The sequence below is a fragment of the Sphingomonas sp. Ag1 genome, from assembly GCF_000980895.1.
In the GTDB taxonomy this organism is placed as follows: domain Bacteria; phylum Pseudomonadota; class Alphaproteobacteria; order Sphingomonadales; family Sphingomonadaceae; genus Sphingomonas; species Sphingomonas panaciterrae.
The window spans coordinates 1-26,663 of record NZ_LAZX01000068.1 but is presented as its reverse complement, the minus strand read 5'-3'; the positions used below and the strand labels follow the sequence as shown (position 1 = coordinate 26,663).

35 protein-coding genes are annotated in these 26,663 nt (G+C 64.3%); 23 read left to right on the top strand and 12 right to left on the bottom strand.

Features of this window, described 5'->3' with window-relative positions:
- From XM50_RS01855 to XM50_RS01830, 6 genes are all read left to right on the top strand, one after another.
- On the top strand, positions 1 to 529 hold a 529-nt coding region (locus XM50_RS01855; protein WP_046406903.1), incomplete at its 5' end, for a TlpA family protein disulfide reductase.
- Positions 526 to 1,155, top strand: coding sequence for a DsbA family protein (locus XM50_RS01850; protein ID WP_008830454.1), 630 nt, complete (start codon positions 526 to 528; stop codon positions 1,153 to 1,155). The genes XM50_RS01855 and XM50_RS01850, both read left to right, overlap by 4 nt.
- Before the next feature lie 2 nt (positions 1,156 to 1,157).
- Positions 1,158 to 1,799: a DsbA family protein gene (locus tag XM50_RS01845; RefSeq protein WP_037519512.1), complete on the top strand. Its 642-nt coding sequence runs from the start codon at positions 1,158 to 1,160 to the stop codon at positions 1,797 to 1,799.
- Between the two features lie 20 nt (positions 1,800 to 1,819).
- Positions 1,820 to 2,710, top strand: a complete 891-nt coding sequence (locus XM50_RS01840) for an MBL fold metallo-hydrolase (protein WP_008830456.1) — start codon at positions 1,820 to 1,822, stop codon at positions 2,708 to 2,710.
- Between the two features lie 501 nt (positions 2,711 to 3,211).
- Complete coding sequence (locus tag XM50_RS01835) at positions 3,212 to 3,820, top strand: cation transporter (RefSeq protein ID WP_046406900.1); 609 nt, start codon at positions 3,212 to 3,214, stop codon at positions 3,818 to 3,820.
- A gap of 157 nt (positions 3,821 to 3,977) precedes the next feature.
- Positions 3,978 to 4,349 (top strand): PRC-barrel domain-containing protein, encoded by a 372-nt coding sequence (locus tag XM50_RS01830; protein WP_046406899.1) that lies wholly within the window; start codon positions 3,978 to 3,980, stop codon positions 4,347 to 4,349.
- 71 nt (positions 4,350 to 4,420) lie between these two features.
- Here XM50_RS01830 and XM50_RS01825 read toward each other — a convergent pair whose 3' ends face one another.
- Genes XM50_RS01825 through traA form a run of 3 tightly spaced genes read right to left on the bottom strand, consistent with a single transcriptional unit; the run spans position 4,421 to position 8,310 of the window.
- The gene (locus XM50_RS01825; protein WP_046406897.1) at positions 4,421 to 4,645 is read right to left on the bottom strand and encodes a hypothetical protein; all 225 of its coding nucleotides are present in this window, start codon (positions 4,643 to 4,645) and stop codon (positions 4,421 to 4,423) included.
- Between the two features lie 2 nt (positions 4,646 to 4,647).
- The gene (locus tag XM50_RS01820) at positions 4,648 to 5,385 is read right to left on the bottom strand and encodes a DUF6118 family protein (RefSeq protein ID WP_046406895.1); all 738 of its coding nucleotides are present in this window, start codon (positions 5,383 to 5,385) and stop codon (positions 4,648 to 4,650) included.
- 9 nt (positions 5,386 to 5,394) lie between these two features.
- A complete protein-coding gene (gene traA / locus XM50_RS01815) occupies positions 5,395 to 8,310 on the bottom strand; it encodes a Ti-type conjugative transfer relaxase TraA (protein WP_046406905.1) in 2,916 nt (971 codons plus the stop codon).
- A gap of 169 nt (positions 8,311 to 8,479) precedes the next feature.
- Between traA and traD the strand changes: the two genes are divergently transcribed.
- From traD to XM50_RS01790, 5 genes are read left to right on the top strand one after another with little or no spacing between them, the layout of a single operon-like run.
- Positions 8,480 to 8,803 (top strand): conjugal transfer protein TraD, encoded by a 324-nt coding sequence (gene traD, locus XM50_RS01810; RefSeq protein WP_046406894.1) that lies wholly within the window; start codon positions 8,480 to 8,482, stop codon positions 8,801 to 8,803.
- Between the two features lie 19 nt (positions 8,804 to 8,822).
- Entirely contained in the window at positions 8,823 to 9,041 is a 219-nt protein-coding gene (locus XM50_RS01805; RefSeq protein WP_046406893.1) for a conjugal transfer protein TraD, read from the top strand.
- Between the two features lie 33 nt (positions 9,042 to 9,074).
- Complete coding sequence (locus tag XM50_RS01800) at positions 9,075 to 9,734, top strand: hypothetical protein (protein WP_046406892.1); 660 nt, start codon at positions 9,075 to 9,077, stop codon at positions 9,732 to 9,734.
- Positions 9,735 to 9,744: 10 nt separating this feature from the next.
- Entirely contained in the window at positions 9,745 to 10,029 is a 285-nt protein-coding gene (locus tag XM50_RS01795; protein ID WP_046406890.1) for a hypothetical protein, read from the top strand.
- Entirely contained in the window at positions 10,029 to 11,597 is a 1,569-nt protein-coding gene (locus XM50_RS01790; protein ID WP_046406889.1) for a type IV secretory system conjugative DNA transfer family protein, read from the top strand. Before XM50_RS01795 ends, XM50_RS01790 begins: the two co-directional genes overlap by 1 nt.
- Positions 11,598 to 12,118: 521 nt before the next feature.
- Here the strand turns inward: XM50_RS01790 and XM50_RS01785 are convergent.
- From XM50_RS01785 to XM50_RS01780, 3 genes are read right to left on the bottom strand one after another with little or no spacing between them, the layout of a single operon-like run.
- A complete protein-coding gene (locus XM50_RS01785; RefSeq protein ID WP_037474991.1) occupies positions 12,119 to 13,072 on the bottom strand; it encodes a replication initiator protein A in 954 nt (317 codons plus the stop codon).
- 43 nt (positions 13,073 to 13,115) lie between these two features.
- On the bottom strand, positions 13,116 to 13,403 hold the full coding sequence (locus tag XM50_RS21105; protein WP_132470352.1) for a ribbon-helix-helix domain-containing protein: 288 nt from the start codon (positions 13,401 to 13,403) through the stop codon (positions 13,116 to 13,118).
- A gap of 1 nt (position 13,404) precedes the next feature.
- The gene (locus XM50_RS01780; RefSeq protein ID WP_046406887.1) at positions 13,405 to 14,052 is read right to left on the bottom strand and encodes a ParA family protein; all 648 of its coding nucleotides are present in this window, start codon (positions 14,050 to 14,052) and stop codon (positions 13,405 to 13,407) included.
- A gap of 614 nt (positions 14,053 to 14,666) precedes the next feature.
- Here XM50_RS01780 and XM50_RS01775 point away from each other — a divergent pair.
- The 4 genes from XM50_RS01775 (at position 14,667) to XM50_RS01760 (ending at position 17,526) form a co-directional block, all read left to right on the top strand.
- On the top strand, positions 14,667 to 15,242 hold the full coding sequence (locus tag XM50_RS01775; protein WP_037474984.1) for a GIY-YIG nuclease family protein: 576 nt from the start codon (positions 14,667 to 14,669) through the stop codon (positions 15,240 to 15,242).
- A gap of 73 nt (positions 15,243 to 15,315) precedes the next feature.
- The gene (locus XM50_RS01770) at positions 15,316 to 15,531 is read left to right on the top strand and encodes a hypothetical protein (RefSeq protein ID WP_046406885.1); all 216 of its coding nucleotides are present in this window, start codon (positions 15,316 to 15,318) and stop codon (positions 15,529 to 15,531) included.
- On the top strand, positions 15,524 to 16,672 hold the full coding sequence (locus XM50_RS01765; protein WP_037474980.1) for a DNA cytosine methyltransferase: 1,149 nt from the start codon (positions 15,524 to 15,526) through the stop codon (positions 16,670 to 16,672). Before XM50_RS01770 ends, XM50_RS01765 begins: the two co-directional genes overlap by 8 nt.
- Entirely contained in the window at positions 16,669 to 17,526 is an 858-nt protein-coding gene (locus XM50_RS01760) for a hypothetical protein (RefSeq protein ID WP_046406883.1), read from the top strand. Before XM50_RS01765 ends, XM50_RS01760 begins: the two co-directional genes overlap by 4 nt.
- Here XM50_RS01760 and XM50_RS01755 read toward each other — a convergent pair.
- The 3 genes from XM50_RS01755 to XM50_RS01745 all read right to left on the bottom strand — a co-directional run bounded on the left by XM50_RS01755 (position 17,523) and on the right by XM50_RS01745 (position 19,373).
- Complete coding sequence (locus XM50_RS01755; protein WP_046406882.1) at positions 17,523 to 17,894, bottom strand: very short patch repair endonuclease; 372 nt, start codon at positions 17,892 to 17,894, stop codon at positions 17,523 to 17,525. The two genes, XM50_RS01760 and XM50_RS01755, sit on opposite strands and share 4 nt — an antisense overlap.
- A 31-nt stretch (positions 17,895 to 17,925) precedes the next feature.
- Entirely contained in the window at positions 17,926 to 18,501 is a 576-nt protein-coding gene (locus tag XM50_RS01750) for a recombinase family protein (RefSeq protein WP_046406881.1), read from the bottom strand.
- A 104-nt stretch (positions 18,502 to 18,605) separates the two neighbouring features.
- Positions 18,606 to 19,373 (bottom strand): SDR family oxidoreductase, encoded by a 768-nt coding sequence (locus XM50_RS01745; RefSeq protein ID WP_046406880.1) that lies wholly within the window; start codon positions 19,371 to 19,373, stop codon positions 18,606 to 18,608.
- 95 nt (positions 19,374 to 19,468) lie between these two features.
- Here XM50_RS01745 and XM50_RS01740 point away from each other — a divergent pair, with 95 nt between their 5' ends.
- Positions 19,469 to 20,362: a LysR family transcriptional regulator gene (locus XM50_RS01740; protein WP_046406879.1), complete on the top strand. Its 894-nt coding sequence runs from the start codon at positions 19,469 to 19,471 to the stop codon at positions 20,360 to 20,362.
- 90 nt (positions 20,363 to 20,452) lie between these two features.
- Here the strand turns inward: XM50_RS01740 and XM50_RS19380 are convergent, their stop codons facing one another.
- The 3 genes from XM50_RS19380 to XM50_RS01725 are packed head-to-tail and all read right to left on the bottom strand — an operon-like array spanning position 20,453 to position 22,057.
- On the bottom strand, positions 20,453 to 20,998 hold the full coding sequence (locus tag XM50_RS19380; protein ID WP_122129152.1) for a DsrE family protein: 546 nt from the start codon (positions 20,996 to 20,998) through the stop codon (positions 20,453 to 20,455).
- A 28-nt stretch (positions 20,999 to 21,026) separates the two neighbouring features.
- A complete protein-coding gene (locus tag XM50_RS01730) occupies positions 21,027 to 21,434 on the bottom strand; it encodes an ArsR/SmtB family transcription factor (protein WP_008830445.1) in 408 nt (135 codons plus the stop codon).
- Entirely contained in the window at positions 21,434 to 22,057 is a 624-nt protein-coding gene (locus XM50_RS01725; RefSeq protein ID WP_037519507.1) for a peroxiredoxin, read from the bottom strand. The genes XM50_RS01730 and XM50_RS01725 overlap by 1 nt, the downstream gene beginning before the upstream one ends.
- A 73-nt stretch (positions 22,058 to 22,130) precedes the next feature.
- Here XM50_RS01725 and XM50_RS01720 point away from each other — a divergent pair, with 73 nt between their 5' ends.
- The 7 genes from XM50_RS01720 to XM50_RS01690 all read left to right on the top strand — a co-directional run.
- Positions 22,131 to 23,060, top strand: a complete 930-nt coding sequence (locus XM50_RS01720) for an MBL fold metallo-hydrolase (RefSeq protein WP_008830447.1) — start codon at positions 22,131 to 22,133, stop codon at positions 23,058 to 23,060.
- A complete protein-coding gene (locus tag XM50_RS01715; protein ID WP_008830448.1) occupies positions 23,060 to 23,497 on the top strand; it encodes a YeeE/YedE family protein in 438 nt (145 codons plus the stop codon). The genes XM50_RS01720 and XM50_RS01715 overlap by 1 nt, the downstream gene beginning before the upstream one ends.
- A complete protein-coding gene (locus XM50_RS01710; RefSeq protein ID WP_008830449.1) occupies positions 23,497 to 23,922 on the top strand; it encodes a DUF6691 family protein in 426 nt (141 codons plus the stop codon). The genes XM50_RS01715 and XM50_RS01710 overlap by 1 nt, the downstream gene beginning before the upstream one ends.
- Positions 23,923 to 23,940: 18 nt before the next feature.
- Positions 23,941 to 24,375: a TIGR01244 family sulfur transferase gene (locus XM50_RS01705; RefSeq protein WP_046406874.1), complete on the top strand. Its 435-nt coding sequence runs from the start codon at positions 23,941 to 23,943 to the stop codon at positions 24,373 to 24,375.
- Complete coding sequence (locus XM50_RS01700) at positions 24,372 to 25,604, top strand: NAD(P)/FAD-dependent oxidoreductase (RefSeq protein ID WP_008830451.1); 1,233 nt, start codon at positions 24,372 to 24,374, stop codon at positions 25,602 to 25,604. Before XM50_RS01705 ends, XM50_RS01700 begins: the two co-directional genes overlap by 4 nt.
- Positions 25,601 to 26,383, top strand: coding sequence for a sulfite exporter TauE/SafE family protein (locus tag XM50_RS01695; protein WP_008830452.1), 783 nt, complete (start codon positions 25,601 to 25,603; stop codon positions 26,381 to 26,383). Before XM50_RS01700 ends, XM50_RS01695 begins: the two co-directional genes overlap by 4 nt.
- On the top strand, positions 26,383 to 26,663 hold a 281-nt coding region (locus XM50_RS01690; RefSeq protein WP_046406872.1), incomplete at its 3' end, for a prolipoprotein diacylglyceryl transferase family protein. The genes XM50_RS01695 and XM50_RS01690, both read left to right, overlap by 1 nt.

Here is a 26,663-nt window from a genome sequence, read left to right as displayed (position 1 = left end):
AACGCTGGCGTTCCGGCTCGGCCGAACGCGCGCTCTGGCGATAGGCTGGGCAGCGCTTGCCGTAGCTGGCGGCCTCTGGTTCACGCTTCAGGCGCTGATCCCGCCCGTGACCTACGGCCCCTTTCCCTATCATCTCGCCCTAACGACGCCATCCGGCGCTCCGCTCCCGCTTGATCGTTTCCGGGGTCGTCCCTTCGTGGTCAATCTGTGGGCGACATGGTGCGGCCCATGCCGGCGCGAGCTGCCGATGCTCGATGCTGCTGCGTCGCGCCGTGGAGAGGTTCCGATTCTGCTCGCCGATCAGGGTGAGGCGCCGGCGACCGTTACCCAGTTCCTTACCCGCGAAGGCATCGGTGCCGGCAACGTCGCGCTTGATCCCGACCGTAGGCTTTCCCGAGCCTTCGAAGTCGCCGGCTATCCCGCAACCGCCTTCGTCGCCGCGAATGGCACGATCGTGCAGCTTCAGCTCGGAGAGTTGTCGCGCGCCGCGCTCGCCGATGGAATTGATAAGGCAAGGAAACACCGATGAACCGCCGCAACCTTCTCTTTCGCGGCGCTCTAGCCGCGCTTGCTTTCGCCGTGCCGATGACACCTGCGGTCGGGCAGCAGCAGCCTGATTTGTCGCGCAAGGCAGTCGTCGACGATCCCGTAGCCCCCAAGCGGGCCGGCACCGCCTATGACGTCACCGTTGTCGAGTTCTTCGACTACAACTGCCCCTATTGCCGTCGCATGGAGCCGGTGCTGAACGCGCTGCTTCGCTCCGACCCGAAGGTCCGGATCGTGTATCGGGATTGGCCAATATTCGGACCCGCCTCCCGTGAGGCGTCCCGGGCGGCCGTCGCGAGCCAGTGGCAGGGCAGGCATGCCGCCTTCCATGGAGCGCTGCTTGCCTCGCCGGCGCGGCTCGACAGCGCCGGTATCAGGGCAGCTGCTGTGAAAGCCAAGGTGGATTGGCCGCGTCTGCAACGTGACCTGAAGACGCGTGGCGCGGAAATCGATGCGCTGCTCGCACGCACCAATGCGATTGCCGAAGCGATCGGGTTCAATGGGACGCCGGCGCTGATCGTCGGCTCGCAGGTCGTGGCCGGCGCGGTCGATCTGCCGGCGCTCCGCCGCCTCGTCGCCACGGCGCGCAGCAAGCCCGGAGGGCGTTGAGCGTGCCGGGGCCACTCAGTCGGAGGCAGGCGGTCGGGCTCGGCGCTGTAGTCGTGGGGGGCTGGGCGGTCGGACAGGTGCTGCGGCGCACCGCCCCGATTGGGCGTGACGTTGGTCCGACCGCCGACCTGATCCTGACAGGCGGCAGTTCGCCTGAGCACGGTCCTGCCGACGCGACGTTGCGGCTTGCCGTTTTCACCGATTATCGTTGCCCGGCCTGCCGTCACGCCTTCCCCGCGTTGGAAGAGGCCGTGCGACGCGATGGCAAAATTAGGGTCATCTACAAGGATTGGCCGATCTTCGGTCCACCGTCTGAACGTGCCGCGAGCGTTGCGCTCAGCTGTGCCGAACAGGGCATCTACCCGGTCGTCCATCGCCAGCTGATGGCCGACAACCGTACGATTGACGACGACATGCTGCGGGACGTCGTAATCGGCGCTGGCGGTGACTGGCTGAGCGCAACGACGTGGCTTGCTTCGCATGCACAGGCTGTCGCGGCGCGCCTGCGTGCGAACGGCCAAGAGGCCTATTCGATCGGCTTGGCCGGCACCCCGGGCTTTCTTGCCGGACGCATGCTGGTGATGGGCGCGATCGATCCGGGTGATTTCGAGCGGTTGTTCGCGCGGGCGCGGGCAGAAAGCTAACAGAGCGAGAGGATGAAAACATGATCGAGTATAAGCACGATGGTATGACCGTTGCGTCGCTCCATGATGAGCGCACTGGTAGCTTCCAATATGTTGTCGTCGACGACACTACGAAGACGGCTGCGATCATCGATCCAGTTCTGGATTTTGACCCGCGCGCTGGTGCGACCGCGACCCGAAACGCGGATCTTATCCTCGACTATGTGCGCGAAAAGGGGCTAACCGTCGAATGGGTGCTCGACACCCACCCACACGCCGATCATTTTTCAGCCGTTCCGTACCTCACCGGCAAGACCGGTGGCAAAACCGCGATCGGCAACAAGGTCGTGGAAGTGCAAAAGCTGTGGCGGGACATCTACTGCCTGCCCGATCTCGCCGTCGACGGCAGCCAGTGGGACCGGTTGTTTGCGGATGGCGAGCGTTTCCGGATCGGCACGCTCGATGCTCATGTCATGCTGTCGCCGGGCCATACGCTTGCCTCGATCACTTATGTCGTCGGTGACGCCGCGTTCGTTCACGATACGCTGATGGTTCCCGATAGTGGCACAAGCCGAGCGGACTTCCCGGGTGGTGATGCTCATTCGCTGTGGTGCTCGATCCGCGCCATCCTCGATCTGCCACCCGAAACCGCAACCTATGTTGGGCATGACTATGGCAAGGATGGCAGGGACGTACTTGGTCGCTCGACCGTCGCCGATCAGCGTCGCGACAACATCCATGTTCACGATGGCATCGACGAAGCCGAGTTCGTCGCGACCCGCGAGAAACGCGACGCATCGCTCCCACTACCCGACCTGATGCTCGCCGCGCTTCAGGTGAACATACGTGGCGGCCGGCTGCCGGATGCGGACAAGTGTGGGACGGCGTTTCTCAAGGTGCCTCTGAACCGGTTTGGACCTGGTGCTTCATAGCTCAGTCCGCGCTAGGGCAGCTGCTGTTTCAAGTGTCAGAACCGAACGGTTATGACCCTCGGAGGGAGGGCGGCGGTATTCGACCATGCCGGCTCGGAAAGCTGCCCGGGCGCTAACCACCGCTTTTTGCCGTCCGTAAGCCAACGGATCAGCATTGCGCGTCGGTCGCACCGAATGTGGTTTCTGTCTCACGGAGCGTGCGTTCCCCGCATCGATCCGTCTCACGCAATGCGAGCCGAAAACCGCCCTATATTGCAGTTCCGGGCGATCATCATTGCGAGCCGCTACAGCTACAGGATCGGCTGAAAGCTTGACCGCACCTGAGTAAAAAGGACAGACCGAACGATGGCGCCCGACGTTGGTCGGCGAGCTTGCCTCATAAGCCGCACTCCGATGCCGGCTATGACACTTCGCAATCCGCAGGAAGATTCGATACCCCACTACCAATTAAACGTTTTTAGTCGGCGCCCTCGCACTGCTGACGATCGAGGAGATTATAGGATGGCTGCCGCTACCGATCGTCAAGCACCGGACGAACGACGCACGCTCTGGATCGTGCTGCTGCTGAACGTCGCCATCGCGGCGGGCTTCTTCGCCGCCGGGTTCTTTGCGGACTCGAGCGCCCTGATCGCGAACGGCGTGGACAACCTGTCGGACACGGCCGTGTACGCGCTCAGTCTCATAGCGCTCAGCCACGGGCAGACCTGGAAGAGGCGCGCCGCGACCGCGTCGGGCGTCATGCTGCTGATTTTCGCCGGCGGCATCCTGATCGACGTCGGCCGCCGCTATATACAGGGCAGCGAACCGATCGGGCCGACGATGATGGTCATGTCGGCGGTTGCCGGCGTCGTGAACTACATCTGCCTGCGGCTGCTTCAGCGGCTGAAGCAGAAGGACGTGAACCTCCGCGCCGCCACCACCTTCAGCTTCAACGACTTCATCTCGAACGGGGGCATCCTGATTGCCGGCGTGCTGGTGTTTTGGCTTGGAAGCAACTGGCCCGACCTGCTGGTCGGGCTCGCGACCGCCCTCATCGCGATCAAGGGCGGCATCGAAATCCTGCGCGACGCACGCGCTGAAACCAAGAACGACGAGGGCAGGACATCATGACCGGCTCTGTTGCGTAGATCGGCGCAGGCGCTCGTCGGATAGTTAGATAGCGGCACACCCAAGAGCGATGCACCGGGTTCGCAATCCGTCCGGCTGCAACCGTTCGGTCGGATACCCTGCCGGGCTCCTTCGTTCTGGCCAAGGAAGGAGAATTTGCATGGCTGACAACAACGTGGAAACCGACGAAACCGATCGTCTGATCGCCTCCAACAAGGTCGAGGGCACCGCCGTCTATGACCGCGAGGGCAACAAGCTCGGCTCGGTTTACAACTTCATGGTCGATAAGCGATCGGGCAAGGCCGAATATGCCGTCATGTCGTTCGGCGGGTTCCTGGGCATGGGCGACGACTATCACCCGCTTCCCTGGGATCAGCTCACCTACGATACCGACAAGGGCGGCTATGTCGTCAATTTGACAAAGGAACAGCTCGAAGGCGGGCCGCGCTACAGCAGCGGCAATGAGCCGACGTTCGATCGCGACTATGGCCGCCAAGTCTATGGCTATTACGGATCGAGCTACAATTACTGAGCTGGTGGGCGGCGGTTTAAGCCGCCGCCTGCCATGCATCTAATCGTGCGGGGTTCTGCCCACGCGGTATGTTATTCGCCTGACGGTCGGTCGCGAGTGAGCCGATCAAGAACGGCTTCCTTTTCCGGGGTCAGTGCGTTGCCGTCCTGCATCGGCTGCGCACCGGCAGTGGCGTCGATCGCGCCCTGAAGATGGCAGGCTGCGGCGCTCGCTCCCTCTCCCGCTTTGTCGAGCAATGCCAGCGCCATCCTCATCAGGTTGGTCGCGGTGGCAATCTCTTTCGCTTTGTCGATCATGCCTATCTCCCGCGAAGCTGGGGGCGCTCCGCCTCGATCACGATTGTGCATCGCGTTGGCTTCGCTGCTGTGGCCGCTTTGCGGCATCGCTCGATCACCTCTCGATTCGCGGTCACGACCTTGTCGCCAGCGACGATTGCCCGCCAGTTTTCAGGAGCGGCAATGTTCATCATCTGCTGCCCCGCATCCCACATCGGGCGGTCGAGCGTCCGCGCTGCCATGCGCTCGGGCCATTGCCAACTCGCCGGCGCGATCTCGCGCGCGACAAGGCCGGGCAGAGTCGCCCATGCGAGGATGCCGAGTGCCAGCCCGCCCAACCCGAACCATAGCTGCCGGTTCTTCTGCTCGGCCCGCGTCCATGCGGACCCGGCGAGGGTGCGAAGCTCGGCCATGACACGGGCCTTGTCCTCGCCCGCCTTGGCGAGCGCCGCCTGATCCTCGCGCCGGGCGGCGTTGCCTGCTGCCGCGATGCGCTGCGCCATCTGCTCGGGCGTCATCGCCAGCGCCGGACTCCGGGCGATCACGTCGTTGATGACCGCGATCCGGTCGGCCGTGGCGTCCACGCCCTGCTGTATCCGCCCCAGCGTCTCGGTGTAGTCGGGCATGTCTTGTCCGCCGCGCTCGACCGCCAAGCCCTCCACGGCGCGGCGCAACAACGCCAGCTCGCCGCGCACATCGACTCGCAATGCCTCGAACGCCTCGGCCGCGTCTGCTCCTTGGCTGTCGTCCTCGTCCGCCACCTGTCCCCCTTACCGGCTCATGCCACGATCACGGTCGCGGCCGATGCTGACCGACTGCGCCAGCTCCTGCCCGATCGACCGGCTGCGCTCCATGTTCAACGCCAGCTCGGGCGCGCGACGACGGAGTGCGGATTCGAGCTGCGGATCGCGATGCAACCCGCCCGCGATGCTCTCCATGCGCTTGCCGAGCCTTTCCGCGCCTGCGCGGTCGCCGGCACGCTCCATGCTGGCCCGCGCCTCCTTCATGCCCTGCCATTGCTCCACGAACCGGCCCGCGCGTTTCTCCGGGTCGGTGCGGACCTGGCGCTCCGTCTCCATCGCCTTCGCCGCGCCGCCCGTGTTGCCCTCGGCCGCATCGCGCGCGAGCCTGGGGTCGCGCTCGATCGCGCTTGCAAGGTCGCGCGCGGCATGGGGCCGGGTCTGGTCGAGCGCGTCGCCGGCCTTTGCCAGCGCCTGTTCTTGGTGCGCCAGCACCGGCAAACCCTTGTTTCGCATCCTGCCTATATCCGCTGCGGCGCGCCCATAGCGTTCGATCGCCCGCGCCTGCGAGGTTGCCGGGGGCCGATCGGTCGCGACATGCTCCGGCGATGTCGCCTTCTCGGTCGCCGGCTTCGGCCGGAATCCGTCGAACATGCCCCTAGCCTTGTCGCGGACCTTCGCCACCACCTGGCGCGCGAGTTCCGGGAACCGGATCTCGCGCCGGTCGGCGAACGCGCGAACCTGGTCCTGCTCTGGCCGCGCATAGTCTGCCGCCATGTCCTTGCCGCGCTCACGCGACAGGGTGCGGACGAGCTGGCGCTGATCGGTGAAGTCATCGCGGCCATAATGGAGCTGCGCGCTATCGCGGTGCCGGGTCATGCCGACATAGGTGCTGTGGCGGTCCATGCCGGGGGTGGCGAGAACATGGGCGCGATCGACCGTGACGCCCTGCGATTTGTGGAACGTCGCCGCATAGCCATGATCGACATGCGCATAGTCCTTGGTGTCGAACGCGACCCCACGCCCGTCATCGAGGCGCACCGCCATGCCCTCGGGCGATACCCGCTCGATCGTGGCGAGCGTGCCGTTCTTGACCCCCATGCCGCGCTCGTTGCGCAGGAACATGATGCGGTCGCCGGTCGCGAACTGGCGCTCGCCGCGTTCGGCTTTCACCGTCACGTCGTCGCCAAGGTCGCCGGATGCGCGCAACCGGTCGCGCGCCTCGCCATTGAGGCTCTGCACCTCGGCGTTGGTGTGGGTGAGGATGATCCGGCTATTGCCCGGTTCAGCTTGGCGCGCGCGATCCCAACCGTCCACCAGCTCGGCCCGCGCCTGCTCGCGCGTGTCGGCCGCGTGGACCATGCCCTTGCCGTCATAGGCGTGGATCGCCTCGCCGGTGCGCCCGGTCGCCAGCGCGCGCGTGGCGTCGCGCTGCCAGTCCTCACGCTGCCGCCTGATCTCGGTGATCTCGGCCGCGCCGTGCCGCTCGGTGACGCTGCGGAACGCCGCGCCCGCCTCGATCGCCTGCAACTGCTCGGGGTCGCCCACCATGACGACCTTGGCCCCGGCGTCGCGCGCCTGGCTCAACACGCGCTCCATCTGGCGCGAGCCGATCATGCCGGCCTCGTCCACCACCAGCACGTCCCTGGGGCCTAGCTGCTCGCGCCCCTGCCCCCACGCATGTTCAAGGCTGGCAATGGTGCGTGAGGCTATGCCCGATCCACCCTCCAGATTTTCGGCCGCAATGCCGGACAGCGCCGCGCCGCGCACGGTGTAGCCCGCCTGCTCCCATCCATCGCGCGCGACGCCCAACATGGCGGATTTGCCGGTGCCGGCATAGCCGATCACATTGGCGATGCCGCTTGGCCCGGTTATATGCTCCAGCGCGGCTCGCTGCTCGTCTCCGAGCACGAGTCCTTCACTCCCGGCAGCGGCGCTCGCTCTGTTGAGCATCGCGGCCGGGAGACCATGATCCCTCCGCGCCGCCAGCTCGTCTCCAGCACGCTCAAGCCGTGCTTCGGTCGCGATCATGTCGCGGGACGTGAACCGCTCCTGGTTGCGTCCGTCCTTCCCCAATGCGACCAGCTCGGGCGATCCCCGAACCGCCCCCATCACCTGGTCGAACTGCTCCTTGCAGTCGCTGTGCCGGAACGCGAACGTCGCAAGGTCGCGCGTCGTGAACGTGGCCTGCTGCCGCGTGATGGCGTCCAGCGCGACATTAGGATTGGCGATGATCCGCTCGCCGTTCTCCCGTGCGATGCGCGCGTGATCCTCGATCCGCTCCGCCTCAAGCCCCTGCTCCGGCCGGCGCGATGCTGCGGGTCCGATCTTGTGCTGCGGCTCCAGCCCGATCCCCTGCGCCTCATAGGAACGGTGATCGATCCGGCCCTCCAGCCCCAGCTCGGCCATGCGCTCGTTGACGTGGGCGCTCCACGCTTCGCGCCAGTCCTTCAACAGCTCGGTGCTGTTCCAGTCGCGGTTCTTCTTCCCGAAGCCGTCCGGTCCCACGTCCCGCATCGTCATCATCACATGCGCGTGCGGCTTGGGCGTGCCGTCCTTTGCCTTGTCCCAATGTACGTTCAGGTCTGCGACCATCCCGCGATCAACAAACTGTGTTTTCACGAAATCGCGGGCGAGCTGGACGCCCTGCCTCTCATTCATCTCGCGCGGAATCGAGAACTCCACCTCGCGGGCAAGCTGCGCATCCTTGCGCTTCTCGCCTGCCTCCACCTCGTTCCACAGCGCGGTGCGGTCGTTTAAACGCTCCGGCGCGCCTCGTGGCAACAGCACTTCGGAGTGGATCACCCCAGCCTTGCTCGAGAAGTCGTGATGGCGATTCAGCTTCTCATCGAACAGCCGCGATGCCGAGCGATAGGCAGCGGACGCGACGGCGCTGGAGCCCTTAGCACGGCTGATAACCTTGGCGCTGAAATGATAGATCGCCATCGCGACTGCCATGATGCACTTCTTAGCGCACGTCGGCAACGATGTATAAGCGCGCATTCATCATCCGCTCCGCTCCTGCTGACTGACTGGTGTGCGCTTCGTTGTGGGTTGCCTGCCTGCTCCTGTTTGCTAGGCTGCGGTGAGTCCGACGCGGAAGGGAGAAAGCACTATGCGTAAGGTGCGCGACTATGACGCGGAACTGAAGGCGCTGGAGGAGCGCGCGCGCACAATCAAGGCGCGCCGCATCGAACAGCTCGGCCAGCTCGTCACCGCAACCGGTGCCGATGCGCTCGACATAGAAACGCTCGCCGGCGCGCTGCTCGATGCCCTCGCGTCCAAGGATACAGAAGCGAAGGAGGCGTGGCGCACGAAAGGCTCCGCTTTCTTTCAGCGGCGCAGGCGCAAAGGTGGCCGGACTGCTGGCGGGAACAGCGACGGCGGGAACGCGCAACCGGGCCCTGATCCAGCGTCTGGAAGCGGCGCGGCGTCGTAACGATACGCGAGGCTGGATCGTGCAACGCCGCGAACGTACCCGCCACCTGATCGAGCTGGGCGGCCTCGTCCAGAAAGCCGGCCTAGTCGAACTCGCCGACGACGATCGCGCAACCATTTACGGCGCGCTGCTGGAGCTGGTCGGCCGCGCTCGCGGCGACGATGCCGGCGACACGCTCGCGCTGTGGAAGCGACGCGGCAAACGTGCGTTCGACGCGGAAGCCGAGACAACAACATAGGGGTGGGGCGGGATGGCTTGGGTTCGTTATGGCATGTGGGATCGATGGCGGGACCTGACCCGCTTTCGCTTCGCCTGCGAAATGGCGCTGTCATCCTATCGAACCTATGTGAACGGCTTCCCAATCACGTCCACGGCACCGCTGGTGATGACCGATCCGGCGGGCTCCAACTTCAAATGCGATCTGGCCGACTTCACTGGCGTGCTCAACGACGAGCAACAGCTCTACCGGGTGCTGTTTCCGTCCTACGTCGCCTTGGTCGAAGACCTGGGACGCGAGTTGGTCGAGACGCTGCACATCAAGAAGGGGGTGCAGCGCACGTCGTTTGCCGGCCTTGATCCGGCAAGCTCGATTGATCAGGCCGCCGAGCATTGGATCACCGCAACGCCGGTTGAGGCCTGGGGCGCGACAATCCTGAAACTTGGCGGCCGGGGTTGGTCCAGCTTCAAGGGTGGCCGCCGCGGCGTGGTTGAGGCGGTCACCGTCCGGAACCTCTGCGCCCACGGTATCCCGGTTTTCAATCAGAGAGCCCTGAACCGGTTAGCGGCAGCTTCTACCCCAGCGCAGAAATTGCCCGCACTTGGCGATGCCATCGTGCTGGATCGCGCGACCTTCTCGCGCCACGTCGCCACCCTGCGAGGCTTTGCACGCTCGATGGCGGACGTGGCGGCTAACATGGCCGATGTGCCCTGATGGAGGCGACATGACCGCTCTCGACATTGATGCGATCCGGGCGGAAGTCCACGCGCTGGATTACGTGCGCGGCACGCCCGCTGAAGCCGCAATGTGGCGTGAGGACGACGTGGACTCGCGCGCCAACCTCGCGATTGAGGGCATGGCGCTGGAGACGGACGAGCACCTGCTGTTCGACATGCTGCGCGACGAGGCGGTGCCCCCTGCCCTCGCCACGCAAATCGTCCTCAAGCTGCTCGGCCACCCCGATGCCGATCCGGCACTGGCGATCACACCGCTGGAACGGGTCTGCTGATGGCGGGGCCGCTCATCGGCGGGCGTCGGCCGATCAGCTGGCGGCTCGCGATCGTCGTCGCGTTCGTCGCCGCCTATACGACGGCGCGGTGGCTGGAAGGCATCTTCGGCGTCGGGCAGATTTCCGGCACCGTGTCGTTCTTGGTCCTGGTCGGGCTGATCGGCGCCACCTGGTGGATCAACAGCCGCGCCGGCAATCGCAGGAACGAGCTGCTGGGCTCGGCCCGCTTTGGCGACCGCGCCGACGTACGCAAGCTGGAGGCGAATGGAGATCTCCTGATTGGCCGTGCCAAGGAATCCGGCAAGCTGCTCCGCTATGACGGCGCGGCGCACCTGCTGACGATTGCACCCACCCGCTCCGGCAAGGGCGTCGGCACGATCATCCCCAATCTGCTCCTGCTCGACCGCTCGGTGGTCTGCATTGACCCCAAGGGCGAGAATGCCCGCGTCACGGCCCGTGCGAGGGCGAGGAAGGGCCTTGTGTGGTGCCTGGACCCCTTCGGCGTCTCCGGGCGTCCTGCGGCCCGCTACAACCCCCTGGCGCAGCTCGACCCGACAAGCCCGGACCTCGCGGAAGATGCGCAGACGATCGCCGACGCGCTGGTCCATGACGCGCCTGGGCAATCGGGCGAGGCGCACTGGAACGAGGAAGCCAAGGCGCTGATCGCCGGCATCATCCTGCACACCGTCGTCCATGAGCCCCCTGCCAGCGCCACGCTCGCCACCGTGCGCGACAAGCTCACCCGCGATCCCGCCGCCTTCGCCGAGCTGCTGGCGGACATGCAGGCGAGCACCGGCGCGCACGGGCTGATCGCGCGCGCCGCCAACCGTCACCTCGGCAAGTCCGATCGCGAAGCGGCCGGCGTGCTGTCGTCAGCGCAGCGGCACACCCACTTTCTCGACAGCCCGCGCCTGGTCGAAAGCACGTCCGCCTCCGATTTCCGCTTCGCGGACCTGAAGGAGCGGCCCGGGACCGTGTTCCTGTGCCTGCCACCCGACCGGCTCGATACCTATGCTCGCTGGCTGCGGCTGCTGGTCGCACAGGCCGTCACCGACATGGCCCGCTCCCCTGCCCGGCCGACAAGCCCCGTGCTGTTCCTGCTCGATGAGTTCGCCGCACTCGGCCGACTGGAGCCGGTGGAGCGCGCGATGGGGCTGATGGCCGGCTATGGCCTCCAGCTCTGGCCGATCCTTCAGGACATGCACCAGCTCCGCGCCCTCTATGACGAGCGCGCCGGCACCTTCCTGTCCAATGCCGGCGTGATCCAGACGTTCGGGGTCAACGATCACGCCACCGCCGACATGCTCTCGCGCACGATTGGAGACACGACGTTGGAATATGCGACCCTCAGCACGTCGCGCGGCACTGGCTGGGGCGATAATCGCGCCGGTCCCTCGGAAAGCGTCAGCACGCATGTCACGGCGCGGCGGCTCGTCACGCCCGACGAAATCATGCGGATGCCGGCCGACACGCTCCTGTTGCTGCGCCAGGGCGAACGCCCGCTCTGGGCCAGCAAGGTCCGCTACTATGACCAGCGCGAGTTCGCCGGCCTGTTCGATCCGGCGTGATCGCACACACCCGTTCTGGAAGATCGAAGGGTGAGCTTTGGGGTATCGCCTTCGCCGCCCTCTCCGCCGGCGGGACGCTGAAGGTACACATCGCCAGTTTCGCTTGGCTTCTTCCGGAAGCCCTGCGGCCGTTAGGCCGCTCTGGTGACGGCTATCGCCGTCACGGAACGAAGGCGCATTGGCCGGTAGGCCAGTTCCGCATTGCTCTTCTCAGGTCACGGCTCTGGGTGCGTCCTGACGTTAAGAGATTCTGTTAAATAGGAATTGTTAAACAAGTTAAGCCTGTGGAAAAGCGGAAATATCGCTTTCGGTACAATCACTTGCCACATCACCCGGTGGGTGAAACCACGTGATTCGGTGTGTGATCCCACGATAGCAGGGTGTGTGAAACCACGAACGGAAGGTGTGTGATCCCACGATAGTAAGTGGCTCCATATTTCCCTTCTCGGGGCGGCTTTTGACTCATCATCCAGGTCTCGTTGGCCGCCCGTCCAAAGCTGCGGTGTGTGAAACCACGATAGTCAGGAGCGGCGTGCAAGCCGGTCCATGAGGTCATCAACCTCGGAGGTTCTCCGGCGATCGGCCTCCAAGCGAGCACGCCGTTCCTGCTCGGCCTGGAGTTGCTCGGACAGCGCCAAGGCCTCCGCCTCCCCTCTCAACCGAAACGTCACGGCCGGGCTGCCATCTACGGTCGTAGCCATTTCCACCGCGTAATCAGGAAGCTGGTTTGCCTCGATGATCTTGCGCAGCATCCGGTTGAACTCTTTGGGCTTGCTGTCGCTACCGGTCTTGTCGCGCAACACCTCAACCCGGCACGTCCACCCGCCTCGCTGGTTGCCGGCGTGCTTGCGGGCGATGCGGTAAAGTGCTCGCTCCAGTCCTCCGGAGAGCAGGAAATAGTCGGGGTGCATGGTGAGCAGCGAGCGCTCCGCCATGATGCCTTCATAGACCCAATCAGACAGAGTGATGGTCAAACCACGGGGCTGGTCAGTGTCGGGGTCCACCTCCAAGGTCCATTTATCCAGCCAGTTGAAGCCTGCCTTGCTGCGCCGCTTGGGCGCGCGGATGGACGTAGAGATGGAAGTGGTTTGTAGTCGCTGGAGGGCCGCTTGCAGCTCCTGGTAGGCCCTCCCGCTGGTGTCGCGCTTGATCGCCCGCAAAAGGTCGTAAGATGTTGTATTGAGCGTCCTCGGAAGGTCGTTGATCCCCTGCTCACGCATTCGGTTCAGCGTCGAGGTGGCCCAGATGATGATATCGGCATCCCAGATCGTCGCCATGCCATAAGCCGGGATCGCTTCGATCTTCACCCAGGTCGCCCCATCGGGGCTGGTATATTCGATCGGCTTGACCCGCTTGCGCTTCTGCAAGGAGAAGAATGGTCGTTCCATCGTCTCCCGCTGATCCTTGAGCGGAAGGTCGCCCATGATCGGCAGAAAGAGATCGAACTCCGGATTAGGGTCCTGCCGCTTCTTCACGTTTCAACCTTGCACGCTTGCAAGTGTGCAATATTGCACATCATCACCGGCCAAACTGCTGCTTAGCGTCATACTTGGCCACCAACTCGGCAATCGCTTCGGCCAGCAAGTCCTGATGGCTGCGCCGCGTCCGCGCTGCCAACACTCGGAAGGCCTCCGCAGTCGGGTCTGCCGGATCGAAATAGGCTCCGAGATGATACTTGCCGGGTCGTCGCCCGCCGGATCGTGCTGCCGGCTGTTCCGGTGCGGGGGAAGGCCGCGCCTCCGCCGCAGCGTCTTGCGCTGGCTTCTCCGGGATCGCCGGCGCGAGAAGAGATGAACGACGTGCCATATCAAACCTTCACATTTGCAGGTGTGCAGTCCTGCAAGACTTCAAACAGGAACTCACGCAGGGATGCAATCTCCTGAGCGGCTTTTCCCGCCGGCTCATGCTCGATGACGCCAAGCCCGTAAGGCCATGCTGCGCGATAGACGCTGCGCTCGCGCAGCACCGCGCGTGCGACTTTCAGCCCCGAGGCCTCAACCAAGGTCCGGGCATCTTCCAACAGCGCCGTGGCCGTCGGGGGTGCAGCATTGAGCACGACATAGCCGCTCTTGCCGGTGCTGCTGATGAGCTGGGCGGTGCGTTTGATCGCGTCCAAATCGATGAGGGAAGGGCGGCACGGAATCAGAACAAGGTCGGCGCGTTGCGCGGCGGCAACGGCTTCAGCGCCAGCGGCAGGTGGTGTGTCGATGATGGTGAGCGCAAAGCCATTTGCTCCGGCGGCATCGATCGCCTGATCCAGCCGCCGGGCGCTGATCGGCTCGACATGCGGCAGTTCGGCCTCACGGCGCTCACTCCATGCTGTGGCGCTCTCCTGCGGGTCGAGGTCGAACAGCGCGGTCTTGATACCGATGGATTGGGCAGCAACCGCCAGATTGACGGCCAACGTGGTTTTTCCAACCCCGCCCTTTTGAGCTGCTAGTGTGATTATTTGCACGTGTGCACACCTTCAATCTTGTTGGTGTGATATTATGCAGATTGGAAGGATGGCACAACCCATTGGAGTTCCGCCACCTGCCGTTAGCCTGACTTTTGCGATCTAGATTAGCCCGCCGCCTCATCGTCGCTGTCGAGCGCATCGTGGCGCATGGGTCCGTGGCCGTCGACCGGGCACACCCGGTTCAGCCAGCTTTCGCGATTATCCTGCTCCATGTCCTGCTCCCTTCAAATTGCCCTCGGGGCGATGGCCTTGGCCATCGGCTCTGCCTCGTGGCGAACAGCGGGGGGTGAGGGGGCAGCGGGAATCTGCCGGTGTGGTGCGGGCGCAGGCGTAGCCGAGCCACGGTCCGGCTGATTGCCGTTGCTGGGAGAGGGGGGCGGCGCCCCACTTTCCCTCCGATCAAATGCAACGCCGCCGGCGTCGCCGGCGCCACCCTGGACGGGCGCGCCCGTCCCTCGCGCGAGCGATCGTCACCCGTGTGGGACGAGACGCCGATCGGCGGCTCGGTCGGAGCGAAGCGGAGATAGAGCGCGGTCCAGAAGGACGCGCCGACTTGGCGCCTGCAACTTACCAAGGCTATCGTGCCGCTAGATATTCAGGCGGAGTAAGCGGTGGCGATCGATTTTACATTCAGGAAGAAGGCGGTCCGCACCCTTACCAACCAGATTGGCGTCTACGTCCTTTGCGATCTGGACCAAGTGCCGATCTACGTTGGCCAGTCCAAAGATGGCATTCGCAGCCGCGTTGCGCGGCATCTGACTTCCGCCCGCTCCGACATTATTGCCAATCGTCAGATCGACGTTTGGGAAATCGCTTGGGTGCTCGCCTATCCAGTGGAAACGAAGGAAGAGATCACGCCGCTGGAAGGCGTGCTGTTCCACCACTTCAACCCAAAGTCTCAACTGATGAACGGGTCGATTCCTGCGGCTCCTCCGGAAGGCGCGCCGGTGCCGGAGCCAGCCCAGGTGATTCAGGTCATGTCGGATGAGGAGATCGCCGACAAGATCGATCCGGTGCAGCGGCTTCCGCGCCAGGCAGGCCACTACACTCAGATCGTCGGCCATTTCCTGGCGGTGAAAAACTCACCCCAAGTAGCTCGGGCTATGGATGCTCACTTCAATCGACTGGCGAGCTACCATGCCGAGCTGCTGGGCCTGACGGGCGAGTCTGATCCTGGAGAAGAGTAGGGGGCTTGCTCATTTTTTAGAACAGACGCAGAACATACTAGACAGAAGATGATTGTGGCGCCACAATGGCGCCATGACCACGAACTTCAAGCCCGCCACGGTGCGCGACCTTGATCGCATAAACCTGCGTCTCTCTGCTGAGACGTTCGCGCTGATCGACGCTGCGCGCGCCGGCCGTCCCGGCAACGTCTCGCGCAACACCTGGATCACCGAAGCCATCGCGGAGAAGCTGGCGCGCGAGACGGGCGCCAATGACCGCCGTGAGGAAGGTCGGGTCGCCAATGGCTGAGTTTTATGAGTTCTTCGCCGGAGGCGGCATGGCCCGCGCCGGGCTGGGAGCGGGTTGGACCTGCCTGTTCGCCAACGACTTCGATCATAAGAAGGGGCTCACCTACCAAGCCAACTGGGGGACGGGAGGCGAGCTGAAGGTTGGCGACGTGAAGCAAATCACCGCTGCGGATTTGCCCGGCGTCGCTGATCTGGTCTGGGGGTCGTTCCCCTGCCAGGACCTGTCGCTCGCAGGCGGCGGCGCCGGCTTACGCGGCGAGAGGTCTGGAACCTTCTACCCGTTCTGGGACGTGATCAGGGGGCTGATCGCGGACGATCGCGCGCCCCAACTGATCGCGCTCGAGAATGTCTGCGGGACGCTGACTTCGCATGGGGGCAAGGATTTCGAGGCGATCTGCCAGACCTTCGCCGACGCTGGTTATCGCTGCGGCGCCCTCGTCATCAATGCGGCCCTGTTCCTCCCGCAATCCCGTCCTCGGCTGTTCGTGATCGGCGTTCATGGCGACGTGCAGGTCGATCCGGCATTGCTCGCGCCTGGTCCCATTGAGCCCTTCCACACTCGCGGGCTGCAAAGCGCCGTAGAACGGCTGCCGGCGGCGTTGCGCGAGGCAATGCTGTGGTGGAACATGCCGACGCCGAACCGCCGCAATACGACGTTCGCCGACATGATCGAGGAGAACCCATCGAGTGTGCCGTGGCACACGCCGGCCGAAACCCAGCAACTCCTAGGCATGATGTCGCCGCTCAACCTCGCCAAGGTGAACGCGGCCAAGCGGGCCGGGCATCGCGTGGTGGGCGGCGTCTACAAGCGCACGCGGCTCAACGAAAAGGGCGTGAAGGTGCAGCGCGCGGAAGTGCGTTTCGATGACATTTCGGGCTGCCTGCGAACGCCCGCAGGCGGGTCCAGTCGGCAGGTCATCGTCGTCATCGACGGCGCCAAGGTCCGATCGAGGCTGATCTCCGCGCGTGAGACGGCCCGCCTGATGGGCCTGGAGGACGACTACAAGCTGCCCCGCAACTACAATGAAGCTTATCACCTCACCGGAGACGGGGTGGCGGTGCCGGTGGTTCGGCACTTGGCCCATCATATCTTGGAACCCTTGCTCGGCATGGCGGAGGCGGCCGAACGGGCGGCTGCATGAGCGTCATCCCCTGCGAGCAGAACAGCGATCTGCGCGCGCAAATCGAGCGGTTCGCGGAGGTCTTGAAGACCGAGGCGCACCGCCTCGGCGATCATGGCCTGGACGAACGCGACTTCTACAATTCGGGCCTCTTCCGGGGCGCGGTCGAGCGGGTGAGGGGGCAGTTCTCCGCGACGATGCGCGCCAAGCGCGAGTTCGTTCAGCACGTCCTGAACCACATGGAGGATGAAGGCTTCATCGCAGGATGGGACCTGACGGAGGACTCCAGCCGCAACGATTATGCCGTCCGGCTCCCAAGCGGGCGCAGAGCCGTCATTGACCTGAAAGGCTGCCTGGACGGCAACAACACCAACATATTCGAGCGCCCGGCCGATGCCGATGAGTTCGTGATCTGGAGCATCTGCACCAACCTTGGCGCCGATCCACGGCGCAATGCCTGGTCGGGGATCCACACTCGCCTCAGCGCCGAGGTGATCTCACGCAATCAGCGGGTGGATGGGCTGATCGTCTGGGACATGGTGTGCGGCACGATCGAGCGTCCATGCCCCAAGGTGGCTGGCGAAGACGGATCGAGGCTCACCGACATTGGCCCTTTCCGGGTTCCGCCCGCCTGCATCTATCTGTTTCCCAGCACCGTGCCGTCCCTCGCCAGCCCCTCCGTCTCAGCCCAGCCAATCGATGCCGTTGAGCTGCTTTCAGCCTTCCACCGCTGCTTCAAAGGATACGATGCCGAGCTCAATCACGTCGATTTCGAGGTGATGCAAGCCGGCACCGACCTGATGCGGCGCACCACGGTCCGGCGCGCCGGCGCCGTCCAGAAGGTATCGGACATGGCGGCTATCCGCCGGGCCTAACCGCCAAGAAAATCGGTCAGGCGGCGGGATAGCTCGTCGGCGCTCCGCATCTCGCATTCCCATATCACCAAGGTTCGCCAGCCTTGGCTCTCAAGGCGCTGCCGCGCTTCCCGATCCCGTTCGACATTCCTCGCCAGCTTGGGATGCCAATAGCTGGCGTTGCTCGCCGGTCGTCGCGCGCCGCGCGGGCAATCGTGCTGATGCCAGAAACATCCATGCACGAAAATCACCGCTCGCCGGGCCGGAAACACGAGGTCCGGGCTGCCGGGCAAGTCGCGCCGATGCAGGCGAAAGCGATAACCGAGCCGATGCGCCAATCGACGCACCACCATTTCCGGACGGGTGTCTTTCCCCCGCACTTGGCGCATGCGCTCCGATCGAGCCGCTGGGGTCAGCGTATCAGTCAACTGCTTGGCGGGCGCGGTGCTCGCGCAACACGCGCTGCACGGTGGAGCGGGATACGCGGAAGAGGCTGGCGAGCTGGGCAGGGGAGCCTTGGCCGGATTCCGCCTTGGCGATGATCTCGGCGCGCTGCTGATCGGTAAGGCTCGGCCGGCGTCCAAGATGCCGGCCTGCTTTACGCGCGTGCGCCAGCCCGTTCATGGTTCGCTCGCGGATCATGGCGCGCTCGAACTCGGCGAACGCGCCTAGCATCTGCGTCATCAATCGGCCGGGCGCGGTGGTGGTGTCGATCGCCTCAGTCACCGATCGGAATCCTGCGCCTGCGGCGGTGATCGCCTCAAGGGTGAACAGAAGGTCGCGAAGCGAGCGCGATAGCCGGTCGAGCTTCCATACCACGAACACGTCGCCAGCCTTCAACGCGCCGATCGCGCGCGCCAGCTCGGGGCGGTCAGCTCGGCCGCCCGATGCCTCCTCCTGGTAGATGGGATCGCACCCGGCATCGCGGAGCGCGCGAAGCTGCGGGTCTATGTCCTGGGAGTCGCCTCGGGACACGCGGGCGTAGCCGATTTCCATACCTGCATTCTGACATAGGGTTTTGACACCTGCAAACCGTTGGAAATGCTAGGTCAGGGTGCTGGTGTCAAAACCGTCCGGTTGTGACACCTAGTCCGATTAGGTCAAACGGTCTGTCCCCCGTCCATCACTAGGGCGTGTCCCGTCATGAAGGCCGCGGGTTCCGAGCACATCCATAGCACGCCGGATGCGATCTCCTCCGGCCTGCCCATGCGGCCGATCGGCTCCTGCTCGATCACCTTGGCGCGGCCCTCCTCGGTGCCGCCGCTGAATCGGTCCATCATCGGCGTCTCGATGATGCCGGGACAGATCGCGTTCACCCGGATATTCTGCGCCGCGTAGTCGAGCGCCGCCGACTTGGTGAGCCCGATCACCCCGAACTTGGACGCGGCATAGGCGCCCTGGCCGGGAATGCCTTTCACACCCGCGCCCGACGACGTGTTCACGATCACGCCGCTGCCCTGACGCAGCATGACCGGAAGCTGGTGCTTCATGCATAGGAACACGCCACGCAGGTTGACGGTGAGCACGCGGTCCCACTCGTCCACGGCCACCTCGATCAGCGGCTTGGTATGCTGCTCGACGCCGGCATTGTTGAACGCGAAGTCGAGCCGGCCGAAGGCGTCCACCGTCCGCGCGATCGCGGCCTCCACGTCCTCCTCGCGCGAGGCATTGCAGACGACGGCCAGCGCGCGGCCACCCGCCTGCTCGATCTGACGCGCGGTTTCCTCGGCGTTCTCCCGCCCGATGTCCGCCACGACCACAGCCGCACCCTTCCGCGCGAAGGCCCGCGCCGTCACGCGGCCGATGCCGCTACCGCCGCCGGTGATGAAGGCCACCTTGCCCGCGAAGCTCTCGTCTTGGATTGCCATGTGTCTTCCTCGATTGCCTGAACCTCTATCTAGGCGCTGCTGTTTGTTCCAATTAGACGTTTAAAGGTGCAATCGGTCTTGATCGGAATTCAACAGTGGCGCGCGAAACACTCGCTGATGTGGACGCCTTTCTGGCGGTCGCCCGGGAGCGCAGCTTCACGCGCGCGGCGGCGCAACTCGGCGTCTCGCTGTCCGCGCTTAGTCACCGGGTTCGCAAGCTGGAGGAAAAATTGGGCGTCCGTCTGCTGGCTCGAACGACCCGCAGCGTATCCGCGACAGAGGCGGGCGAGCGCCTGTTGCGCGCGGTCGGACCCCACTTTGACGGCATCCGCGCTGAACTAGAGGGTTTGAGCGAGCTTCGCGACAAACCCGCGGGCACGGTCCGCATCACTACCGGCGATCATCAGGCCGAAACGATCCTGCTTCCGACCGTCGCCAAGCTCCTGCCCGATTATCCCGACCTCCATGTGGAGATCAGCGTCAACACCGGCTTCGTCGACGTTGCCGCGGAACGCTTCGATGCTGGCGTGCGCCTCGGGGAGACGGTCGCGCAGGATATGGTAGCGGTGCGTATCGGGCCGGACATGCGCATGGCGGTCGTCGCCTCGCCCGCCTACTTTGCTGGGAAGGAACTGCCGGAGACGCCGCACGACCTGGCGGGGCATAACTGCCTGAACCAGCGTTTTCCGACCCACGGCGGCCTTGCCGTATGGGAGTTCGAGAAGGACGGTCGCGCGCTTAACGTCCGTGTTGAGGGCCAACTCGTGGTCAACACTATCGCGCTCCTGCGCCAGGGCGCGCTCGGGGGAGCCGGGATTGCCTACCTGTTGGAGGATCACGCGCGACCCCATCTGGACACTGGGGAACTCGTCCGCGTGCTCGCCGACTGGTGCCCGCCTTTTCCGGGCTATCACCTTTACTATCCCAGTCGGCGTCAGCTCTCGCCGGCGATGAGGGTGGTGGTCGACGCTCTGCGCTATCGGGCCTAGCCAATCCCAACTTTGGTGTCACAACCGACCGGTTATGACACCAGCAGCGTTACGGACTAGAACGGCGAAACAGTAAACGTGTCGGCGTGATCAGTCGGGGATCAGTGCCCAACCACGCAGTTGCAAAGTCGCCATAGTCGTCAGCGCAGACACGTCAGTTTCGACACTCTTTCCTACCGTAGCGGGGTCGATCCCGTTTCCGATAAGAGCTTGGCTGCATACCCGAACGGATACACCCGCCTTTTTCAACGCCTCAATTAAGGCAAGGTTGGGGTTCGCAGCTACTCCCGTCTTTGTCGCATAGGCGCGATCTTCGGTAACGATGGGCGTCGCCGGACCGTGGACGATCACGACGACATCGCCTTGTTCTGGACGAACGCCATCGTTGCCCAGCAGGTTCAAAAAGCGGGCGACCTTCTCCAGCGATGGATTGATTTTATCCGGCGTTGCCGCGGCCTTGGTCACATTGAACAGCACGCGATAGCGCAACTTGCGATCGGGCCGTTCCGCAGCACCTTCGACGGGTGTGATCGCGCCATATCCCGGTATCACCGCCTGCCTAGGCACGCCGGCTGAAGCACTGACGCTGCTCATGAGTGACAAGCATCCTGCAAGAGCAATGATTGGCATACGCATCCGCTTTTTCCTTCTTCAGCCGAAATGATCAGCCAACTCTCGCAAAAACGGCCGCACCGATGTTTTGCGGTCGAACCACGGACGGCGTCTCGCGCGGTCGCACTGGGCGGGGGGCCGGGGCCGTTTGGGGAGCCGACAGATCGTCGGCTCCGAACATCGCCTCCAGGGTTCGCACACACAGTGCGGCTGCATCGTCGGCAAGACGGTAGTGAACCTGCTTCGCCTCACGCCTGGTCTTCACCAGATCGGCGCGCCGCAGCTCGGCAAGCTGCTGACTGAGCGCTGGTTGGGTCACGCCCGTGGCCGCCTCGATGTCCGCCACCTGCCGTTCGCCACCCAGCAGATAGGACAGGATCATAAGGCGCTGCGGCTGCGCGAACACGCGCAGCTTCTCGACTGCAACGTCGGCAAGCGCGCGGGACTGGTAGATCGCCATCACCGGTCAGCCTTCGTCTGGTGAAACCAGTCGGCGCCTGCGTTCCCCGGCAAAGCGGGAGGCAGGAGCACGTCGTCGCCCGGCTGCCAGTCAGCGGGCGTATAGGCCTCGCCATCGGCCGAACGCTGCAACGCCCTGACCGTGCGAAGCATCTCGTCGACCGAGCGCCCGACATTCATCGGATACCAGCTGAGTGCGCGGATAATGCCTTTGGGATCGATGAAGTAGGTTGCACGTACCGTTGAGGCATCGCCAGCCTGCTCGTCGAGCATGCCGTAGGCATACCCAACCGCCATCGACGGATCCTCGATCACCGGAAACGGCACCTCGACATCAAAAACGTCGTGGATCGCGCGAAGCCAGGCGACATGAGAGTAGAGGCTGTCGACCGACAGCCCCAACAATACGCAATCCAGCTCCTCGAATTGAGGGGCCGCTTTAGCCAAGGCCACAAACTCGCTCGTGCAAACCGGCGTGAAGTCAGCAGGGTGCGAGAAAAACACAATCCAGCGCCCACGATACTGATCGAGCGCAATCTCGCCCTGAGTGGTGCGGGCGGTGAAGTTCGGGGCTGCATCCCCGATGCGCAGCGAGCGCGGCATGTTCGCTTCCATCATTTCCATTCCTCCCAAATGGCACGAACACCCCGTTGACGCAATACGCTTACACAGCTACATAAACCATGAGTTTGTTTAAATGGAGATGGTCATGGACCCGGTTTTGAGCGAAGCCAACGCCCAGATCAGACGCGCAAAAGCGGCCGGATCGCCGGTCGTTCAGTCCTTCTTTGATGAGCCTACCAACACAGCGACCTACGTCGTTTGGGACGTGGCGACGAAAAAGGCTGCGATCGTCGACAGCGTCCTCGATTTTGACGCCGCGGCTGGCCGGACCAAAACCGCGTCGGCGGACGCAGTGATCGCTTACGTGCGGGATCAGGGACTGACGGTCGATTGGCTGCTGGAAACCCATGCTCATGCCGATCACCTGTCTGCGGCACCTTATCTTCAGCAGGCGCTTGGCGGGCAGCTCGCGATCGGTCGTGAGATCATCCGGGTTCAGAACGTGTTCGGCAAAATCTTCAACGCCGGCACCGATTTTGAGCGCAACGGTTCCGAGTTCGACCGGCTGTTCGAGGACGGCGACCGCTTTGCCATCGGCAACATCGACGCCATTGCGCTGCACGTGCCCGGCCATACGCCGGCGGACATGGCCTATGCGATTGGGGACGCGGTCTTCACCGGCGATACGCTCTTCATGCCCGATTACGGCACCGCGCGGGCAGACTTCCCTGGTGGCGACGCACGCCAGCTATTCCGCTCGATCCGCCGGCTCATGCAGCTGCCGGACGAGACGCGCCTGTTCCTCTGCCACGACTACAAGGCGGTGGGTCGCGACCAATATGTCTGGGAGACGACTGTAGGCGCACAGCGTGTCGGCAACGTGCATGTCCACGAAGGGGTCAGCGAAGACGACTTCGTCGCGATGCGGACCAGTCGCGACGCCACCTTGTCGATGCCGAAGCTCATCCTGCCCTCGATCCAGGTGAACATGCGCGGTGGTCATCTGCCGGAGCCGGAAGCCAACGGCACCCGCTACCTCAAAATTCCGCTGGATGCGCTGTGATGCCAGGCTTTCCCCATGCCATGCCGCTCGAAGGCTTCATCGGCGGGCTGATGATCGGTGTCGCCGCGGCGATCATGCTGCTGGGCAACGGGCGCATCGCCGGTGTCAGCGGCATGTTCGCAAGAGTTTTGGGTCTTACCGATGGAGGTCCACCATGGGCCCTCGCGCTGCTCTTTACCGCGGGTCTGCCCTTGGGCGCGGGTATTGCTGCGGCCAGTTTGGGCGTGAAAGCCAGCTTTCCGGCATCGCTTTCGCTGATTGCCGTCGCCGGTCTGGTCGTCGGTATCGGAACGCGGCTTGGGTCCGGGTGCACCAGTGGTCACGGCGTATGCGGCCTGTCCCGCCTGTCGCCCCGGTCCATCGCCGCGACCGTCACGTTCATGGCGACCGGCGTCGTCACGGTCACGATCATGCGTCTGTCCGGGGTGATACTGTGATGCGCCAGAACCTCATTTCACTCGCTAGCGGGACGCTGTTCGGCGCCGGCCTTGCCATCTCCGGAATGATCGATCCGGCGCGGGTGCGCGCGTTCCTCGATGTCACCGGCGCGTGGGACCCGACCTTGGCGTTCGTCATGGCAGGCGCGATCCTGCCGATGGCGATAGCCTGGTTCGTCGTGCGGCGTCGCTCGACCCCGATCGCGGCCGAACAATTCCACACGCCCGCCACCTCGCCGATCGACCGGCGCCTCATCGGCGGTGCGGCCTTGTTCGGCATAGGCTGGGGCATCGTCGGATTGTGCCCAGGTCCCGCCATTGCCGCACTGGCGATCCAGCCTCTGCCGGCACTGGTCTTCATCGCTGCAATGGCCCTCGGCGTTGCCGTCCACCGCTTTGCATTCACTTCCCGCCGTTCGGCCTGATCAGACAGGAGACATCACATGGCTTTCAAGCAGATCACCTCGTCCTTCTCTGCCGCCCCCCAGCTGACGCAAGACGACCTCGCCGCTGCCGCGAAGGCAGGATATCGCTCGATCATCTCAAGCCGCCCGGACGGCGAGGAGGCGGGCCAGCCAAGCGCGGAAGAAATGGCCCGAATGGCAGGCGACCACGGTCTCGCGTTTGCCCATGTCCCTATCGTACCGGGCAAGGCGACTGACGCCGATGCGGATCGCATGAAGGAGGCGCTAGCCACGCTGCCACAGCCGACGCTCGGCTTCTGCCGTAGCGGGACGCGCGCGGCGACCTTGTGGGCGTTGGCCGAGGCCGATCGCGCCGACCCGGCGACGATCGTCGACCAAGCAAAGGCAGCCGGGTACGACCTTGCCGATCTCACGCCTGCGCTGAAGCGCCGTTCCGAAAGGGCTGATCAATGACCTACGACATCGTCATCATCGGGGGCGGTGCCGCCGGCATCGCGACCGCTTCCAGCATTCTGAAGCGCAACGCCAAAGTGACGATCGCGGTCGTCGATCCGGCGACCGACCATTATTACCAGCCCGGCTGGACGATGGTGGGGGCCGGCGTCTTCACTCCCGAACAGACGCGCAAGGCCGAATCCGACATAATGCCAAAGGGCGTTAAGTGGGTACGGTTGCCCGCCGTTGCCATCGACCCCGACCGTAACACGGTCGAGCTCGAAGACGGTGACACATTGACCTATCGCGTTCTGGTCGTCGCGCCCGGGCTGCGCCTGGCGTGGGAGAAGATCGAAGGGCTGCCTGAGGCTCTCGGCCGCAACGGCGTCACCTCCAACTATCGCTACGATCTGGCACCCTACACCTACCAGCTCGTCAAGGAATTGCGGCAGGGGCGGGCGCTGTTCTCGCAGCCACCCATGCCGATCAAGTGCGCCGGCGCACCGCAGAAAGCGATGTATCTCTCCTGCGACATCTGGCGGGATAGCGGCGTTCTCCCAGCTATCGACGTCGAGTTCCATAATGCCGGCGCAGCCCTGTTCGGGGTCCCGACCTACGTCCCGGCGCTGATGGAATATGTCGAGAAGTACGGTATCGATCTCAGACTTGAGTCCAACCTGGTCGCGGTCGACGCCGATCGCCGCGTCGCCACGTTCGAGCGCAAGCAGGACGGCGTCTCCGAGCGGATCGAACGTGAGTTCGATATGCTCCATGTCGTGCCACCTCAGGTGTCACATGCGGTCGTCGCAAATAGCCCGCTTGCGGCTGCGAGCGGCTTCGTCGAGGTCGACGAGACTACGCTGCGGCACAAGCGATTTGAAAACATCTTTGGCCTTGGCGATGCCGCTGGCACCAGCAACGCCAAGACCGCCGCTGCTGCTCGCGTCCAGGCGCCCGTGGTCGCAGTCAACGCGCTGGCCGCGCTCGACGGCAGACCCCCCGTTGCCGATTATAATGGTTACGGCTCATGCCCGCTCACGGTCGAACGCGGTAAGATCGTCCTCGCCGAGTTCGGCTATGGCGGAAAGCTGCTGCCCAGCTTCCCATCCTGGCTGCTGGACGGAACGCGTCCGACGCGCACCGCGTGGTTCCTGAAAGAGCGGATGCTGCCCCCGATCTACTGGCAGGGCATGCTGAAAGGCCGTGAGTGGATGGCCGCTCCACACGAGATCGGCAAGGCGGCATGATCCTCGAACCAATCCAGTATCTGCTTGGCGCCTTGTCCGGCAGCCTGGTCGGATTCACCCTCGGGCTCGTCGGTGGCGGTGGCTCGATCCTCGCCGTGCCGCTCATGGTGTATCTGGTGCGCGTTCCCGACGCGCACCTCGCCATCGGTACGAGCGCGTTTGCCGTGGCGGCCAATGCCGCGACCGGTCTGATCGGTCATGCCAAGGCTCATACCGTAAAATGGCGGTGCGGCGGCATGTATGCGACTGCCGGCGTCATCGGTGCGCTACTCGGATCCACCGCGGGCAAGGCCGTCGATGGCGGCAAGCTCCTCTTTCTATTCGCGCTCGTCATGATCGTCGTCGGCGTTGTGATGCTGCGCGGGCGGGGTGACGCTGGTAATCCCGGTGCAGAATGCAACCGGGAGAAGGCGCCCAAGGTGCTGGGTTATGGCCTCGGCACCGGACTGTTTTCAGGCTTCTTTGGCATCGGTGGTGGCTTCCTGATCGTTCCCGGACTGATTGGATCGACGGGCATGCCGATCCTCAACGCCGTCGGCACGTCGCTGATCGCCGTCACCGCGTTCGGGCTAACGACCGCTGCCAACTACGCGTTCTCCGGGCTTGTGGATTGGCCGCTCGCCTTCGCCTTCATCGGCGGTGGAGTTATCGGCGGGTTGATCGGCACGCGGATCGCTAAGCGTCTGGGCACGGGCAGTACGCTCACCACGGTTTTCGCAATGCTGATCTTCGTGGTCGCAGCCTATATGCTCTGGAAGAGCGCAGGCGCGTTTCTGTGATGGGCAGCGCAATTGCCATCGGGCCGCTGATGATGGCGGTCGATCGCGGATTGGCGGTTCTGTGCGTCGCCGTGTTCCTCGGTTTGACGGCGCTGGCGGGACGGTTCCGCTTCCCGCGAGTGTCGATGGTCGCGACCAGTGCTATTGTCGTCGGGCTGGTGACGGCCCGGATCGGCTATGTCGCGACGCATTGGGCGAGCTACGCCGATGCTCCACTTTCCATCCTAGCTATATGGCAGGGAGGCTTCTCGGCCGTCGCCGGCCTCGCCGGCGCTGCGGT